At 74.0% G+C, this 15,377-nt stretch carries 11 protein-coding genes; 9 read left to right on the top strand and 2 right to left on the bottom strand.

Translation table 11 applies throughout. The annotated features are described in order from the left end of the window. The first annotated feature begins 75 nt into the window (after nucleotides 1–75). The 4 genes from ACFYYF_RS30345 (at nucleotide 76) to ACFYYF_RS30330 (ending at nucleotide 7,518) form a co-directional block, all read left to right on the top strand. On the top strand, nucleotides 76–2,235 hold the full coding sequence (locus ACFYYF_RS30345; protein WP_388780716.1) for a CDP-glycerol glycerophosphotransferase family protein: 2,160 nt from the start codon (nucleotides 76–78) through the stop codon (nucleotides 2,233–2,235). 1 nt (nucleotide 2,236) lies between these two features. After that, on the top strand, nucleotides 2,237–4,447 hold the full coding sequence (locus ACFYYF_RS30340) for a CDP-glycerol glycerophosphotransferase family protein (protein WP_388780715.1): 2,211 nt from the start codon (nucleotides 2,237–2,239) through the stop codon (nucleotides 4,445–4,447). Then, on the top strand, nucleotides 4,444–5,754 hold the full coding sequence (locus ACFYYF_RS30335) for a hypothetical protein (RefSeq protein ID WP_388780714.1): 1,311 nt from the start codon (nucleotides 4,444–4,446) through the stop codon (nucleotides 5,752–5,754). Before ACFYYF_RS30340 ends, ACFYYF_RS30335 begins: the two co-directional genes overlap by 4 nt. An 84-nt stretch (nucleotides 5,755–5,838) precedes the next feature. Further along, on the top strand, nucleotides 5,839–7,518 hold the full coding sequence (locus ACFYYF_RS30330) for a hypothetical protein (RefSeq protein ID WP_388780713.1): 1,680 nt from the start codon (nucleotides 5,839–5,841) through the stop codon (nucleotides 7,516–7,518). A 33-nt stretch (nucleotides 7,519–7,551) separates the two neighbouring features. On the opposite strand, the gene ACFYYF_RS30325 is transcribed toward ACFYYF_RS30330, so the two are convergent. Next, entirely contained in the window at nucleotides 7,552–7,965 is a 414-nt protein-coding gene (locus ACFYYF_RS30325; protein WP_361681287.1) for an organic hydroperoxide resistance protein, read from the bottom strand. Between the two features lie 125 nt (nucleotides 7,966–8,090). Between ACFYYF_RS30325 and ACFYYF_RS30320 the strand changes: the two genes are divergently transcribed. Continuing rightward, entirely contained in the window at nucleotides 8,091–8,588 is a 498-nt protein-coding gene (locus ACFYYF_RS30320) for a MarR family winged helix-turn-helix transcriptional regulator (protein WP_388780712.1), read from the top strand. Here ACFYYF_RS30320 and ACFYYF_RS30315 read toward each other — a convergent pair. Further along, nucleotides 8,482–9,996 carry a hypothetical protein gene (locus ACFYYF_RS30315; protein ID WP_388780711.1) on the bottom strand — a complete coding sequence of 505 codons (1,515 nt, stop codon included), beginning with the start codon at nucleotides 9,994–9,996 and terminating at the stop codon, nucleotides 8,482–8,484. The genes ACFYYF_RS30320 and ACFYYF_RS30315 overlap by 107 nt on opposite strands. A gap of 254 nt (nucleotides 9,997–10,250) precedes the next feature. Between ACFYYF_RS30315 and ACFYYF_RS30310 the strand changes: the two genes are divergently transcribed. From ACFYYF_RS30310 to ACFYYF_RS30295, 4 genes are all read left to right on the top strand, one after another. After that, on the top strand, nucleotides 10,251–11,519 hold the full coding sequence (locus tag ACFYYF_RS30310) for a glycosyltransferase 87 family protein (RefSeq protein ID WP_388780710.1): 1,269 nt from the start codon (nucleotides 10,251–10,253) through the stop codon (nucleotides 11,517–11,519). A 55-nt stretch (nucleotides 11,520–11,574) separates the two neighbouring features. Continuing rightward, nucleotides 11,575–13,170 carry a glycosyltransferase family 2 protein gene (locus ACFYYF_RS30305; RefSeq protein WP_388780709.1) on the top strand — a complete coding sequence of 532 codons (1,596 nt, stop codon included), beginning with the start codon at nucleotides 11,575–11,577 and terminating at the stop codon, nucleotides 13,168–13,170. Nucleotides 13,171–13,288: 118 nt separating this feature from the next. Further along, entirely contained in the window at nucleotides 13,289–14,269 is a 981-nt protein-coding gene (galE, locus tag ACFYYF_RS30300) for a UDP-glucose 4-epimerase GalE (protein ID WP_388780708.1), read from the top strand. Nucleotides 14,270–14,376: 107 nt separating this feature from the next. Then, the gene (locus ACFYYF_RS30295; RefSeq protein ID WP_388780707.1) at nucleotides 14,377–15,366 is read left to right on the top strand and encodes an ADP-ribosylglycohydrolase family protein; all 990 of its coding nucleotides are present in this window, start codon (nucleotides 14,377–14,379) and stop codon (nucleotides 15,364–15,366) included. Nucleotides 15,367–15,377 lie beyond the last annotated feature (11 nt).

Raw genomic sequence — 15,377 nt, 5'->3', positions numbered from 1 at the left:
CCCTCCACCTGGCGTCCGGCCGGGCGCCCCGGGCGATGAACCCCCCGTCCGGCGCCCCTTGAGAGAAAGAGCAGAATGCCCCGCTTCAGTGTCATCGTGCCCACCTTCGAAGTCGCCGGGCACCTGGCCCGCGCGCTGGACTCGGTGCTGTCCCAGTCCTTCGGCGACTTCGAGCTGATCCCGGTCTGCGACGAGCCGGACTCCCCGGCCACGGCGCTCGCCGCCGTGTACGCGGACCGGGACCCCCGGGTGGTCCCGGTCCATTCGCCGCCGTCGGGCGGACTGGGCGCGGCGCGCAACGCCGGGATCGCGGCGGCGAAGGGCGCGTACCTGCTCTTCCTCGACGGCGACGACGAACTGGTGCCGGGTGCCCTGGACGCCCTGGACGCGGGACTCCCGGACGGTGTGGACGTCCTCTACTTCGGGCATCAGCGGGTGCACTGGTGGGAGGGCGAGCCGAGCACGCCCCCGCTCGACAAGGCCCCGGAAGTGCTCGGCGTGCACGTTCCGGCGTGGAGCGCCGTGTACCGCCGCGGCTTCATCGCCGAGCAGGAACTCGCCTTTCCCGAGGGGCATTTCACGGACACGGGCTGGGGCGGACTGGTGACGGTGACGGCGGGGCGGCCGGCCGTCCTGCGCACGGTGTGCGTACGGCATCACCTGCGCCGCCAGGGCAGCCGGCTCAACGCGCCGGGCGAGCACCACTTCGAACTCCTCGACCAGGTCGAGCGGGTCCTCGTCCACGCCTCGCGGCGGACCCTGCCCACGGCCCGGTCGAAGGCACTGTTCGGCCAGCTCTTCTCCCTGGTCCTGAAGACGGCCGCGCACCCGGCCCGGGTGCCCGCACGGCGCCGCCGGGCCTTCTTCCGCCGGGCGGGCAAGCTCTACCGGCGGCACCGTCCGGCCGGATTCCGGGCTCCGGCGGGCAGTCTCGGGGTGCAGCACCTGCTGCTCGCGGCGGGCGCCTACAGCGGGTTCCGCGCGCTGCGCGGCACGAACCGGGCCGTCTCGGGCGCGCTGCGCCGGGTGCCCCGCGGACGGACGCTGCGCACCCGCGCGCGCTACGCCCTCCAGCTGCGCCGCCCCCTCGACGAGAACCTCGCGGTGTACTGCGCGTACTGGGGCCGGGGTTACGCCTGCAGCCCCGCGGCGATCCACGCCAAGGCCCGCGAACTCGCCCCGCACATCCGGTCGGTGTTCCTGGTCGAGCCGGAGGCGGTCGACGCGCTGCCGAAGGACGTCGAGCACGCGGTGATCGGCAGCCGGCGTGCCTGGGAGGTGCTGGCCCGCGCCAAGTACCTCGTCAACAACGCCAACTTCGCGGACGGCGTGGTCAAACGCCCCGGCAGCGTGCACCTCCAGACCCAGCACGGCACACCGCTGAAGAGGATGGGCGTCGACCAGTCGACGTTCCCGGTGGTGGCCGCCGCGACCGGCAGCTTCACCAAGTTGCTGGCCCGGGTGGACCGCTGGGACTACAACCTCTCCTCCAACCGGCACTCCACCCAGATGTGGGAACGGGCCTTCCCGGGCGGCTACGAGGCACTGGAGTACGGCTATCCGCGCAACGACGTCTACTGCACGGCGACCGCCGAGGACGTGGCCCGGGTCCGCGAACGGCTCGGGGTGCCGGAGGGCCGGACGGCGCTGCTGTACGCGCCCACGCACCGCGACCACAGCACCGGCTTCGAGTCCCGGCTGGACCTGGAGGCGTTCTGCGAGGCGGTCGGCGAACAGTTCGTCGTCCTGCTGCGCGCCCACTACTTCTACGACGAGGGCCGCGGGCGCGGCAGCGGACGGATCATCGACGTGACCGGGCACCGCTCCTCCGAGGACGTCTGCCTGGCCGCCGACGCGCTGATCACGGACTACTCGTCGATCATGTTCGACTACGCCAACCTCGACCGCCCGGTCGTCGTGTACGCGGACGACTGGGACGTCTACCGGGAGACCCGGGGCGTCTACTTCGACGTGATGAAGGAGCCGCCGGGCAAGGTGGCGCGCACTCCGGACGAGCTGGCCGCGCTGTTCACCGACGGCTCCTGGGCCGATCCGGCCGCCGCCGCGCTGCGGGCCCGCTTCCGTGAGCGCTTCTGCGAGTTCGACGACGGCAGGGCCGCCGAGCGGGTGGTGCGCAGGGTGCTGCTGGGCGAGTCGCCCGAGACGATCCCGCCCGTCCTGCCGCTCGCCGAACGCGTCCCGGCTCCCGCCGCGTCCACCCTCGTAAGGAGCTGACGTGCCCCGCTTCAGCATCATCGTCCCCGTCTTCAAGGTGCAGGGCTTCCTGCGTGAGTGTCTCGACTCGGTCCTGGAGCAGTCGTACACGGACATCGAGGTCATCGCCGTCGACGACTGCTCCCCGGACGGATGCGGCGCGATCCTCGACGAGTACGCGGCCCGCGACCCCCGGGTACAAGTGCTGCACCTGCCGGAGAACGTGGGGCTCGGCCGCGCCCGCAACGCCGGGATGCCGCTCGCCCGCGGGGACTACCTGTTCTTCCTCGACAGCGACGACACCCTCACGCCGGGCGCGCTGCGTGCCATGGCCGACCGCCTGGAGGAGACCGCCGACCCCGACGTGCTGGTCTTCGACTACGCGCGCACCTACTGGTGGGGCGGCACCCGCAGGAACGTGCTCGCGCGCGTCCTCGCGGAGGCCGGCCCCGGCACCTTCTCCGCGGCCGAACACCCGGAGATCCTGGATCTGCTGATGGTGGTGTGGAACAAGGTCTACCGCCGCGCGTTCGTGGAACGGGAGGGCTTCGCGTTCCCGCCCGGGTACTACGAGGACACGCCCTGGACCTTCCCGGTGATGCTCAGCGCGGAGCGGATCGCGGCCCTGGACCGGATCTGTCTGGCCTACCGCCAGCGGCGCCAGGGCAACATCCTGTCCACCACCAGCCGCAAGCACTTCGACATCCACGACCAGTACGAGCGGGTCTTCGCGTTCGTCGGCGCCCGGCCGGAGCTCGCCCGCTGGCGCCCGTATCTGCACCACAAGATGGGCGAGCACTGCCTGGACATCCTCTCCAAGGAGGACCGGCTGCCCGAGGAGGACAAGGCCGAGTTCTTCCGGCTGACGGCCGCGCTCTTCCGCAAGCACGGGAGCGGGCCGGTGCCGCCCGAACTGCGCGTCCTGGAGGGCGGTTTCACCCGCTACCGGGTTCGGCGGCAGGCGGACCGGGCGGGCCGGGAACTGGGCCGGCGCGGACAGCAGATCCGCCGGGCCGTCGCCGCGCGGGTCAGGCGGGGCTGGTCCGCGGTGCACGGACACCGGCCCCTGGACCCGCATCTGGCGGTGTACTCGGCGTTCTCGCACCGGGGGGTCCTCGGCGACCCGGCCGCGGTGTACGCCGCGGCCCGCGAACTCGCCCCCCACGTACGCGGGGTGTGGGTCGTGCGCGACGCGGAGCAGGCGGCGCTGCTGCCGCCGGACACCGAACACGTCCTGCTCGACTCGCCGGCCTACCGCCGGATCACCGCGCGGGCCACGTACTTCGTGAACAACGTCAACTGGCCCGGCGCGCTGGTCAAACGCCCCGGCAGCGTCCACATCCACACCCACCAGGGCACCCCGCTGAAGTACATGGGGGCCGACCTGCTGCACAAGCCGGGCGCGCGGCACGGCGTCGACGTGCCGCAGATGCTGCGCCGCGCCGACCGCTGGGACCACAGTCTGGTCGCCAACCGGCACTCGGAGCTGGTCTGGGACCGCGCCTACCCGTGCCACTTCACCTCGCTGCGCAGCGGCAGTCCGCGCAACGACGTCCTGGTGCGGGCCCGGCCCGAGGACGGGGAGGCGGCCCGCGCGCGTCTCGGTGTCCCGGCCGGGAACCGTGTCGTGCTGTACGCGCCGACGCGTCGCGAGTACGTCCGCGGCGGGCATGCCGAGCGGCTCGACCTGGCCGCGTTCGCGGACTCTCTCGGCGCGGACCACACCCTGGTCGTACGGCTGCATCCCTCCCTCGCGGAGGGGCCGGCGCGCGGGATGGGGCTGGCCGAACTGCACCGGCGCGGTGTCGTCCTCGACGCGACGGACGAACCGCGCGTCGAGGACGTGATGCTGGCCTCCGACGCCCTGGTGACCGACTACTCGGCCCTCATGTTCGACTACGCCAACCTCGACCGGCCGATCGTGATCCTCGCCGACGACTGGGGCGCGTACGCGGCGAGCCGGGGAGCCTACTTCGACATCACGGCCGACGCCCCGGGTCATGTCGCGCGTTCACAGACGGAGTTGTCGGGGCTGTTCGCCTCGGGCGCCTGGCGGGACGCGGAATCGGAGCGGCTGCGGGCGGGATTCCGTTCACGGTTCTGCGAGTTCGACGACGGCCGGGCCGCGGAGCGGGTGGTGCGCACCCTGATGCTCGGTGAGCGGTCCCTGCCGCCGGCCACGATCGCCCCGCTGCCCGCCCAGGCGGGCCACGACGTCCTCGCCTCGTCGTGAGCGCCTTCCACCGGTTCCGGGTGCGGGCCCCGCGTTCGGCCCGGGCCCGGGTGATCCTGATCGCCGTCGTCTTCGCCGTCCTGCAGCTCGCCAACACCACCAACCGGGACACCCCCGACACCAAGAACTACCTGTCGTACGCGCTGGACCTGGGCGGCTACAGCAAGCAGGAGGCCGCCGCCCTGACGATCGACTACGTCTGCGCGGGCAAGGCGTCGGTCGCCCGGCGCAACCAGGCGGTCGACGTGGTGCGCTTCCACCGCCCGAGTCCGACCCGGCGGGTCGTCGCCGAGTGCCGCCGTGAGCAGTGGCGGGGCGTGTCCGCGCGGCTGGCGGCGGGGAGGACGACGGAACACACCGTGCCGTTCATGCCGCCCCGCTTCATGCGGATCTTCGAGGCGCGGCCCGGGTATCCGGTGCTGCTGGTGCCGTTCGTGACGGTGCTGGGCGTGACCTGGGGCCTGTGGGCCTCGGCCGTCGCCGTGACGGTGGCCGGGGGCGTCCTCGTCTTCCTGCTGCTGCGGACCCTGCGCGTGTCCACCGGCGCGGCGCTGACCGGGCAGGCCCTCTACTACGTCCTGCCGTGCGGTACGACGGCGATGCGCCCGATGACCGAGGGCCTGATGATGGCCCTGACGCTCGCGGCCCTGTGGGGCTGCGCGCTGGTCCTACAGGGCCGCGTGCGGGCCGGGACCTGGCTGGTCGGCGGCTGTCAGGCGGTCCTGTTCACGGTGAAGCACTCGCAGGCGCTGTTCCTCGGGCTGTGCCTGGGCCTCTCCTGCGCGGTGCTCCTGGCGCGGCGGCGCCGGTGGGACGGGCCGCTGCGGACGCTGGGCGTGGTGGCGGGCTGCGGGGTGCTGGCCACCGTGCTGCTCGCGAACGCGCTGCACTACCCGTCCCAGTCGGAGAGCCTGCAGGATCTGCTCACCGGGCACTACGCGCGTCCGGACCGCGTCCATCCGTGGCCGGAGTTCCTCCATCTGGAGTCGGCCTTCTGGATCGAGTGGACACGCCGGCAGCTCTGGGAGCCGTTGTTCCTCGCGGCCGTGCTGGCGGCCGGGTGGGGGGCGCTGCGCAGGCATCGGACGTTCGCCGTCTTCCTGATGGCGGCGGCGGGCACCGGGGTGCTCAACCAGGCCGCGCACCCCGACATCAACGTCTGGGGCGACCGGCTGATCGTGCTGCTGTGGCTGCTGCCGGCGGTGGGCCTCCCGCTGCTTCTCGACCTGTTGGCCCGCCCGGGCGCGCGGCTGCCCGGCGGTCTGCTTCCGGGCCCCCAGAGGAGGGAGTCCGAGGTCGCCCGATGAGGTGATCAAGGGCTATGCGACGGGTCGGGGCGGGCATATACGGCAGATGCCGGAAACCGCCGCTTCCTGTTCCCCCGCCGCCCGGTGAGCGCCGACGTCGTCACCCGGCGGGAGGCCGTCCGCGGTGCGACCGCGTCGCGCGGCCGGTTCCGCAGGCGTCCGACGCCGTACCAGGTCTGGGGCGGCGTGTTCTGGCTGGTGATGACGCTCGCGTACTGGCGGACCCCGTTGTGCTGCGACGCCGGCCAGCACGCGGCGGTCGTCGAACGCCTGCGGGCGGATCTGCTGCACCCGCGCCATCCGATGGCGGACCTGCCGGGCGCGGGCAGCCCGTACTACTCGCCCTACGCGGTGGCGCAGGGCGCCTTCGCCCGGCTGACCGGACTCGGCGGCTGGGCGGTGGTGCGGCTGTCGGGGCCCGTCAACCTGCTGGTGCTGCTGACCGGCATCGGCCGCTTCACCCGCGTGCTGACACCCCGTCGCGCGGCGCCGGTCCTGTGCCTGTTCGCGATGGTGCTGCTGTGGGGCACCGAGCGGGCCTGGTGGAGCGGCTACCTCGGGCTGATGTCGATGACCGGCAACCTGGGCTATCCCTCGACGTTCGCCATCGGGCTGGCCTTCTGGGCCTGGGCGTTCACCGGTCGGCGCGCGGCGGGCGGCGGCGGCCTCGTCCGGTTCGTCGGCCCGGCCGGTCTCGGGAGCTGGTGGGGGTACGCGGCTCTCGGCGTCCTGTACGGACTCATCCTGCTCGTGCACCCGATCACGTCGATCGCGGCGGTGCTGGGCGGGGTGGCGTTCGTGGCGGCCCGGCAGCGGGGCCGGCGTCCGGCGGTGGTGTGCCGGTGGCTGCTCGCGGGCGTGGTGGCGCTCCTCGTCGCGTCCGCGTGGCCTTACTTCGACGTCTTCGCGCTGACCGGGGACCACAGCGTGGACGCCATGCACGAGCAGTTGTACGAGGGGATGCCCGGCCACTTCTGGCTGGCGCTGACCGGGGTGCCCGCGCTGTGGCTGCGGGCCCGGCGAGCACGGCGGGGCGAGGGGCACGGGTGGCGCGATCCGCTGGTGCTGATGTTCGTGCTGGCGTGCGCGGTGGTGGCGTACGGCTGGGTGAGCGGGCACTACACGTACGGCAGGATCCTCGGGCTCACGCTGGTGCCGCTGCAGTTCGCGCTCGGCGTCGAGCTGGCGGAGCCGCGGCCGTGGGGACCGTGGCGGCGGGTGCTGGGCGCGGTCGCGGCCGCCGCCGCGCTGACCGGGTTCCTGACGGTGCAGGCCGGTGCCGTGGTGCCGCGCTGGCTGGACCCGGTCGGTTTCGCACAGCCGCCGCACTGGCCGACGTACGACTGGGCGGCCCGGTACATCCGGCCCGGCGAGGCGGTCATCGTGGACGGGTACTACTCGGTCCATCTGCTCGCGGGCTACGGACCGGATCTCGCGGCGCCCGCCTGGCCCGACCCGGCCCTCGCCGAGAGCGAGCGGCTGCGCCGGCTCTCGGCGGTGCGCGCCTATCTCGACCCGTCCTCGACCAGGGCCGGGCGCATGGCCGTCGCCCGCCGGTACCACGCCCGCTGGCTGCTGCTGACGCGCTGGCGGCCGGTGCCCGAGGAGGTGACGGTGGTGGCGTGGAGCCGGGAGACCGGGGAGGTGCTGGCCCGGATCGGGCCCGGCACCCGCACCGGTGCGGCGGCCGGTGCAGGAGCCGGCGCGAAGGGTGGTGCGGGTACCGGTGCGAAGGCCGGTGCGGCGGTCCGTGCCGCTCGATGACGAACCCTCCGGCACCGGCCCGTTCGGTGCCGGTTACTCGATGACGAGCTCGACCGGGATGTTGCCGCGGGTGGCGTTGGAGTAGGGGCAGACCTGGTGGGCCTGCTCGACCAGCTTGCGGCCGGTCTCCTCGTCCACGGTGTCGGGCAGCTCGACGCGGAGCGTGACGGCCAGGCCAAAACCCTCGCCCTGCTTGCCGATGCCCACCTCGCCGGTCACGGCGGCCTGCGTGACGTCGACCTTCGCGGCGCGGCCGACCAGGCCGAGGGCGCTCGCGAAGCAGGCCGCGTACCCGGCGGCGAAGAGCTGCTCGGGGTTGGTGCCCTTGCCGCTGCCGCCCATCTCCACCGGAATGCCGAGCTCGAGGTCGAGCGTGCCGTCGGAGCTGACGGCACGGCCCTCGCGGCCGTGGGTGGCGGTGGCGACGGCGGTGTAGAGCGCGTCCATGGGGACCATCCCTCTCAGGTCGGAATCGTGGCGGGGGCTGCCGGTCCGGCGGCCCCACGACCAGAATTAGAGCACGCAATTCAGTTGTGCACAACTTAATTGCTCGCTAGAGCTATCCTGAGGGCATGACCGCAACACCCGCCCCGAGCCCCGGGGCCCCCGCCACGGTGGACTTCCTCCGCCTCGACGAGCAGATCTGCTTCTCGCTGAACGCCGCCTCACGCGCCTTCGGCGGCGTCTACCGCGTCCTGCTGAAGGACCTCGGGCTCACCTACCCGCAGTACCTGGTCATGCTGGTGCTGTGGGAGCACGGCGAGCTGCCCGTGAAGAAGGTCGGCGAACATCTGCGGCTCGACTCGGGGACGCTGTCGCCGCTGCTGAAGCGGCTGGAGGCGGCGGGTCTCGTCCGGCGGGAGCGCAGCGCCCGCGACGAGCGGTCCGTGCAGGTGGGGCTCACCGAGGCGGGGTCCGCGCTGCGGGAGCGGGCACTGGACGTGCCGCGCCGGATCGCGGCCGCTACCGGGGCGGACCTGGAGGAGATCCGAGAGCTCCGGGCCCGGCTGGACCGGCTGACGGCGGCACTGGACGAGGCGGCCCTGTCCGAGGCTCCGGGATGTACGTAGAGCGGCGCACGTAGAGGCGCAGCGTCACGCCCCGGCGCACGATCCGTTCCACGGGCTCGAACTGCTCGCGGACCACGGCGAGCTTGAGGCGCTCGGTCTCCTCGGCCGGCCGCCAGGCCCGGCGCGCCGCGAAGGGCGCGGCGACCAGCCAAACCCGGTCGAGCCGGTCGAGCCTGCGGCGCAGTTCGGCGGGATCCGCCTCGCGGCCGTACAGGGTGCCGGACGCGGGCGCGGGAACGCTCAGCGCGATGTCGTGGATGCCGCGGAAGCCCTTCGGGTACGCCAGGGCGGCGCGCCGCGCGAGGGAGGGCAGGAACAGCACCGGGTCGCCGGGGCGCAGCTCGCGGTGGGCGACGGCGGAGACGGCGGCCAGGTCGTCGGGGCGGCGGTCGGGGCTGCGGTCGGCGCGCAGCAGCGGAAGCTGGACGGCGAGGACGAGGGTCACGGCGAGGACGCCGGTGGTGACGGCGTGGGGCAGCAGCCGCGGCAGCCGCGTCGCGAGATGGTCGGCTCCGGCGGCGGCGAGCAGCGGGGCCCCGGCGAGGGCGTACAGGACGTAGCGCTCGTCGTAGAGCGGCCGCCAGTGGGACACGGTCAGCAGCACCGCGGGCGGCACGGCGGCCAGGGGCAGGGCGACGGCCGTGAGCGAGAGGGTGCCGCGCGGGGTCCGCTCGGGCCGGAAGGCGAGGGCGCCGAGGACCAGGTACGGCACGATCACGAGCCGGGCCGGTCCGGTGAACAGCCCGAGCAGCCGCCGCACGCTCACGAGGCCGGTGCGGGGCAGCCAGGCGACCTGCGCGGACTGGGCGTGGGACACCCAGACGAGGGGCGCGAGCACCAGGGCCGTGGCCGCCGCGGCAAGGAACCAGGCCCGCCAGACCCGCGCGGGCACCCGGGCGAGCGCCAGCGTCAGGGCGTGGGCCAGGAGCAGGAGCAGCGCCATCTCGTGCAGCAGGCAGGTGACGGCCACCGTCGCCCCGTAGGCGAGCCAGGGGCCGGGCCGGGCGGACCGGGCGGCCCCGACCAGCAGCAGGGTCGCCCCGGCCGCTCCGGCCGCGACGAGCGCGTAGGAACGGCCCTCCTGGGCGAAGTGGCCGGTCATGGGCGTGACGGCGTACAGCAGACCCGCCCACAGGCCGACCCGCGGGCGGCACAGACGGACGCCTAGCGCCGCGACGAGTCCGGCGGTCGCGGCGGCGCCGCAGACGGAGGGCAGGCGCAGGGCGACCTCGCCGGGGTGCGGGGCGAGGACGGCGTGCATGAGGAGGTAGTACAGGCCGTGCACGGCGTCCACGGAGTGCAGCAGCTGCCAGATCTGGGGCACCGAGCGCTGGGCGACCTGGAACGTCACGGCCTCGTCGCGCCACATGCCGCCGCGGTCGAGCCCCCACAGGCCGATCGCGAGCATCACCAGGACGGGCGCGAGGACGGACGCGACGGCGGCCGCCGCGTCACGGCGCCGGGCCCTTGGGCGCCGGGCCTCCTCACGGGGGGCCCCGCCGCGCCGGGCGGCCGGGCATCGGGCCGCCGGACGCCGAGTCGCCGGCGGCCTCATCCACGCAAACACCATGGGGGCGATTTTTTGCTATTAACAACCTTTGGCCGGTATTGACGGCGTATCACGCGCTATGACCCATCCATGCGGCTTACGATCCGGGCTTGATGAGCGCCTTCCGGAACCGCCGCCCGCTTGCCCTCGCCGCCGCCTGGCTCGCCACCCGCGCCCTGATGCTGTGGCTCCTCGCCCACGACCAGCTCGCCCCGCTCGGCAGGGGCGGGGTGTCCCGCGAGGTCGGCCATCTGTACTTCCACTGGTACGGCGTGCTGTCCCAGGGCACGTTCCCGGTCGGCGACCGCCTGTGGCAGTACCCGCCCGGCGCCGGCCCGGTCCTGCTCGCGCCGGGACTGCTGCCGGGACTGACGTACTTCACCGCGTTCGTGGCGTGCACGCTCGCCGCCGACGCGGTGATCGCCGCCGTCCTCACCCGCGCCGGACTGCGGCCCGGCAGCAGTGCGCGCGGAGCCTGGCTGTGGGTACTGGGCCTGCCGCTCCTGCTGCACATCCCGCTCGCCCGGTACGACGTGCAGGTCACGGCCCTCGCGGTCGTCTCCCTGCTGGCGTTCGCGCGCCGCCCGCGGGTGGGCGGGGCGTTCGCCGCGGCGGGGGCCCTGGTGAAGGTGTGGCCCGCGCTCGCCCTGATCGGAACCCCCCGGGGCCGGAGCACCCGTGAGGCGTGGGCCTCGGCGGTGGTCACCGCGGCCGCGCTGCTCGCCGTCCTCGCGGCCTTCTTCAGCGGCCCCTTCGACTTCCTGCGCCAGCAGAGCGGCCGGGGTGTCCAGATCGAGTCCCTCGGCGGCACGGTCCTGGGCTTCGCGCGCCACGCGGGCTGGCCGGGGACCGCCCGTTACCAGTACGGAGCGATGGAGTTCGTGGGTCCGTACACCGGTGCGGTCGCGGCCTGCTCGCTCGCCCTGACCGTGGCCGCGTTCGCGCTCGTGCTGCTGTGGCGGGTCCGCGCACGGCGCTGGACGACGGCCACCCCGTACGACGCGGCGCTCACGGCCGTCCTGCTGTTCACCGTGACCAGCCGGGTGATCAGCCCCCAGTACATGGTGTGGCTGCTGGGCCTCTGCGCCGTCTGCCTGACCGCGCGGCACACCACCCAGCGCCCGGTCGCCGTGCTGATCCTCGCGGCGACGGCGGTCAGTTCGGTGGTGTACCCGGGGATGTACGGCGACGTGGTGCGCAGCACCTGGACGGGCTGTCTGCTGATGCTCGTGCGCAACGGCCTGCTGGCGGCCGCGGCGGGCGTGTCGTTCGTACGGCTGTGGCGGTCGGGCCTGCCCGCGGCCGCACCGCGCGGCACCGCGCCGGCCGGACGGGAACGGAGGACCCACGCGGCTGCCGCCGGGCTCCGGACGCGACAGTGACCGACCCTTGACGGAGAATTACCGCAATCCTCATGATTCCGGCCCCGTGGATCACATGAACTCTCACCAGGCGAAGGTCAGCGTCGTCGTCATCGGGTACGACGACGCCGCCCATGTGGCGGACGCCGTGCGCTCGGCGCTCGCGCAGGGTCCCGCCGTGCGCGAGGTGATCGCCGTGGACGACCGCTCGACGGACGGCAGCGCCGCCCTCCTCGACGCCCTCGCCGAGGAGGAGCCGCGCCTGAGGGTCATCCACAGGCCGGTCAACAGCGGCGGCTGCGGGAGCCCGCGCAACGACGGCGTCGACGCGGCCACCGCCCCGTACGTGATGTTCCTGGACAGCGACGACGTCCTGCCGCCGGGCGCGGTGGACGCGCTGCTCGGCGCCGCCGAGGAACACGACGTCCAGGTCGCCGCCGGGCTGTGCGTACGCCGCGAACTGCCCTCCGGCCGCGAGGTCCCCTGGGAGCGCGCGCTCTACGCGCGGCCCGCCCTGATATCCCGCCCCTCGAACCGCCCTCGGCTGGCCCACGACACCCTCTGCGTCAACAAGCTGTACCGCACCGGCTTCCTGCGCGAGCACGACATCCGCTTCCCCGAAGGCCGCTACCCCTACGAGGACTTCGTGTTCACCGCGCGGGTGCTGGCCGCCGCGCCGCGCATCGCGCTGATCCCCGACACGGTGTACGTCTGGCACGTCAGGCGGACCGCCGACCGGCTGTCCATCTCGCTCGACCGCGCCGGCATAGGCAACTGGCGGGCGCGGACCGAGGCGAACAGCGCGGCCTACGAGATCCTCCTGGGCGCCGGGGAGAAGCGGCTCGCGCGGGCGGTGCGCGCCAAGTTCCTCGACCACGAGCTGCGGATGTACACGCGCGAACTCGAACTGCGCGGCCCCGGCTACCGCGACGCCTGGTGGGACCACACGCGGGCCTACCTGTCGACGTTCGACGCCGCCGACCTCGGCGACAACCCGTCGGCCCCCGGCCGCCTCGTCGCCCGCGTGATCCTCGCCAGTCCGGCCCCGCGCGACCTGCCCCGCCTGAGGGAACTCGCGGCCCGTCCGGCCCGCCTGCTCCCGCCCTACACCCGCGACGGCGACGGCACGCCCGTGTGGTCCGCCGGCCTTCCCGAGGTGACCCTGGAGCACTTCCTCGGCCGGCCCGCCCATCTGCTGCCCATCGCCGTCGACGCGGAACTGCGTCCCCGCGCTCGGGGCACCCGGCTGCGGCTGCGCCTGCACGAGCTGTACGGGCGGACGGCCGAGGCGGGTCCCGACTCGGTGGACGTGGAGTTCGTCCACCGGGAGGAGGGGCGGGTGGGCCTGAGCGCCACGGCGGCCCTGGTGGCCGACCCGCAGGGCGACTCCTGGTGCGCGCAGACGCCGGTCGAGCTGTCGGCGCTGGGCGCGGGCGTCTGGGATCTGCGCCTGGCCGTGCGCTTTCACGACGGTACGAGCCGGGAGGTGTCGGCGCACGCCCTCGGCGGCCCCGGTCTGCTGCGCCGCCGCGTGGTCGCCGACGCTCACCACGGTGTTCTCCTCGTACAGCCCTACCGGACGCACGCGGGCGCGCTCGGGCTGCGGACGGCGTCCGGCCTGCGGGGCGTGACCGCGGTGGTCTCCCGAAGGCTCCGGCGCCTGCTTCACTGATACGCGGACGCGGAGACGCGAGGCGCGGACGCGGACACCGTCACGCGCGCCCGCCCCTCCCCGGCCGCAGCAACAGGGTCCGGCACCACGGACCCGCTCACGAGGGGAACGGCCGCACATGACCTGGCTGATCACCGGCGGCGCCGGCTACATCGGGGCGCACGTCGTCCGCGCGCTGCGCGAGGCGGGCGAACAGGCCGTGGTCTACGACGACCTGTCGACGGGGATCGCGGAGCGGGTGCCGTCGGACGTTCCGCTGGTGACCGGCTCGACCCTGGACGGCGACCTGGTCGCCCGGACGCTCACCGAGCACTCCGTCACCGGTGTCGTCCACCTGGCGGCGAAGAAGCAGGTCGGGGAGTCCGTGGAGCTGCCCCTGCACTACTACCGGGAGAACGTCGAGGGCCTGCGCGTCCTGCTGGAGGCCGTGACCGCGGCGTCCGTGAGCGCGTTCGTCTTCTCGTCCTCGGCCGCGGTGTACGGCATGCCGGACGTGGACCTGGTGACGGAGGAGACCCCCTGCGCGCCGATGAGCCCGTACGGCGAGACGAAGCTGGCGGGCGAGTGGCTGGTGCGGGCGACCGGCCGCGCGACGGGCCTGTCCACGGCCTGTCTGCGCTACTTCAACGTGGCGGGCGCGGCGGCCCCCGAGCTGGCCGACGTGGGCGTCTTCAACCTCGTCCCCATGGTCTTCGAGAAGCTGACGGACGGCGAGGCGCCGCGCGTCTTCGGCGACGACTACGCGACGCCGGACGGCACCTGCGTGCGCGACTACATCCACGTGGTCGACCTGGCCGAGGCGCACGTGGCCGCGGCCCGCACCCTCACGGCCTCCCCCGGGACCTCCCTGACCCTCAACATCGGCCGCGGCGAGGGCGTTTCGGTACGCGAGATGATCGACCGCATCAACACCCTCACCGGCTACGGCCTCCCCCCGGTCACCACCCCGCGCCGCCCCGGCGACCCGGCCCGCGTCGTAGCCTCCGCCGCCCGCGCCGCCGAAGAACTGGACTGGAAGGCCCGCCACGACGTCGACGACATGATCACCTCAGCCTGGTCGGGCTGGCTCCACCACCACCCGTCCGCACGACGGGCCTAGGCCGCACCCGCCCGGAGAACGTCGTCCGGACGGGGAGGCAGGGTCGCCGCCGGGTCCAGCCTTCCCCTCCCGGCCGGGCCCCCCGAGTCACCCCGTACGCTCGCCCCATGACCGCCACCGGCACCGTCCTGGGCTCCGCGGTGGGCGACGCCCTCGGAGCACCGTTCGAGTTCGGCCCCGAAGGCGCGTTCAGCCGGCGCTTCCCGGTGCCCGGGCAGGACGGCGAGATGTGCGGAGGCGGCGGATGGGACCCGGGCGAGGCGACCGACGACACGCAGATGGCCGTCCTCGTCGGCGAGTCGCTGATCCGCTACGGCCGTCTCGAACTCCCGGACGTCTTCGACCGGTTCCGGCGGTGGGCGGCGGCCGACCCGAAGGACATCGGCCTGCAGACCGAGGCGGTCCTGACGAGCGGCGACCCCTGGGACCTGGCGGCCGCCCTGCACTTCCAGACCAACCAACGCGGCGCCGGGAACGGCTCGTTGATGCGGGCGTCGACCTCCGCCGTGTTCTTCGCCCCGTACGGCAAGGACGCCACCATGTCCGCCGCGCGCCGCATCGCCGCGCTGACCCACGGCGACCGTGCCGCCTGGGAGGGCACGGCGATCCTCCACGAACTGATCCGCGTCGCCCTGCTCGGGCGGGACCCACTCACCGCGCTCCCGGACACCCTCGACGCCGTCCACCCGGACCACCGGGCCCGCTACGCCACCGTCCTCGCCGACGACTGGCACCCCGACCTGGCGACCGAGTTCAACGGAGCCGTGTGGCCCTGCCTCGGCTCGGCCGTGTGGGCCGTGCGGAGCACCGACTCCTTCGAGGAGGCCGTACGCGCGGCGGTCGACCTCGGCGGCGACACGGACACCGTCGCGGCGGTGACGGGTGCGCTCGCGGGGGCGGTGTACGGAGAGGGCGCCGTGCCCGCCTGCTGGAGCGAGCCGCTGCACGTGCCCCTGCCGGGCGCCGGCGGGCGGGTACTGCGGGCGGGCGAGCTCATGGATCTCGCGGTCCGGCTGTCCGCCGAGCGGCCGGCCCACGAGGAACCGGCCCGGAAAGAACCGGCTCGCGAGGAACCCGACCGGGAGGACCTGGTCTGAGCGGAGGCCGC

Source organism: Streptomyces sp. NPDC001914 (assembly GCF_042891215.1).
In the GTDB taxonomy this organism is placed as follows: domain Bacteria; phylum Actinomycetota; class Actinomycetes; order Streptomycetales; family Streptomycetaceae; genus Streptomyces.
This window is presented reverse-complemented; position numbering and strand designations above follow the sequence as displayed.

Bases quoted from the DNA above. Each gene is read 5' to 3' on its own strand.
- ACFYYF_RS30345 (WP_388780716.1), top strand. From the start codon at position 76: ATGCCCCGCTTCAGTGTCATCGTGCCCACCTTCGAAGTCGCCGGGCAC.
- ACFYYF_RS30325 (WP_361681287.1), bottom strand. From the start codon at position 7,965: ATGGACGCGCTCTACACCGCCGTCGCCACCGCCACCCACGGCCGCGAG.
- ACFYYF_RS30320 (WP_388780712.1), top strand. From the start codon at position 8,091: ATGACCGCAACACCCGCCCCGAGCCCCGGGGCCCCCGCCACGGTGGAC.
- ACFYYF_RS30315 (WP_388780711.1), bottom strand. From the start codon at position 9,996: ATGCTCGCGATCGGCCTGTGGGGGCTCGACCGCGGCGGCATGTGGCGC.
- ACFYYF_RS30310 (WP_388780710.1), top strand. From the start codon at position 10,251: ATGAGCGCCTTCCGGAACCGCCGCCCGCTTGCCCTCGCCGCCGCCTGG.
- ACFYYF_RS30305 (WP_388780709.1), top strand. From the start codon at position 11,575: ATGAACTCTCACCAGGCGAAGGTCAGCGTCGTCGTCATCGGGTACGAC.
- galE (WP_388780708.1), top strand. From the start codon at position 13,289: ATGACCTGGCTGATCACCGGCGGCGCCGGCTACATCGGGGCGCACGTC.
- ACFYYF_RS30295 (WP_388780707.1), top strand. From the start codon at position 14,377: ATGACCGCCACCGGCACCGTCCTGGGCTCCGCGGTGGGCGACGCCCTC.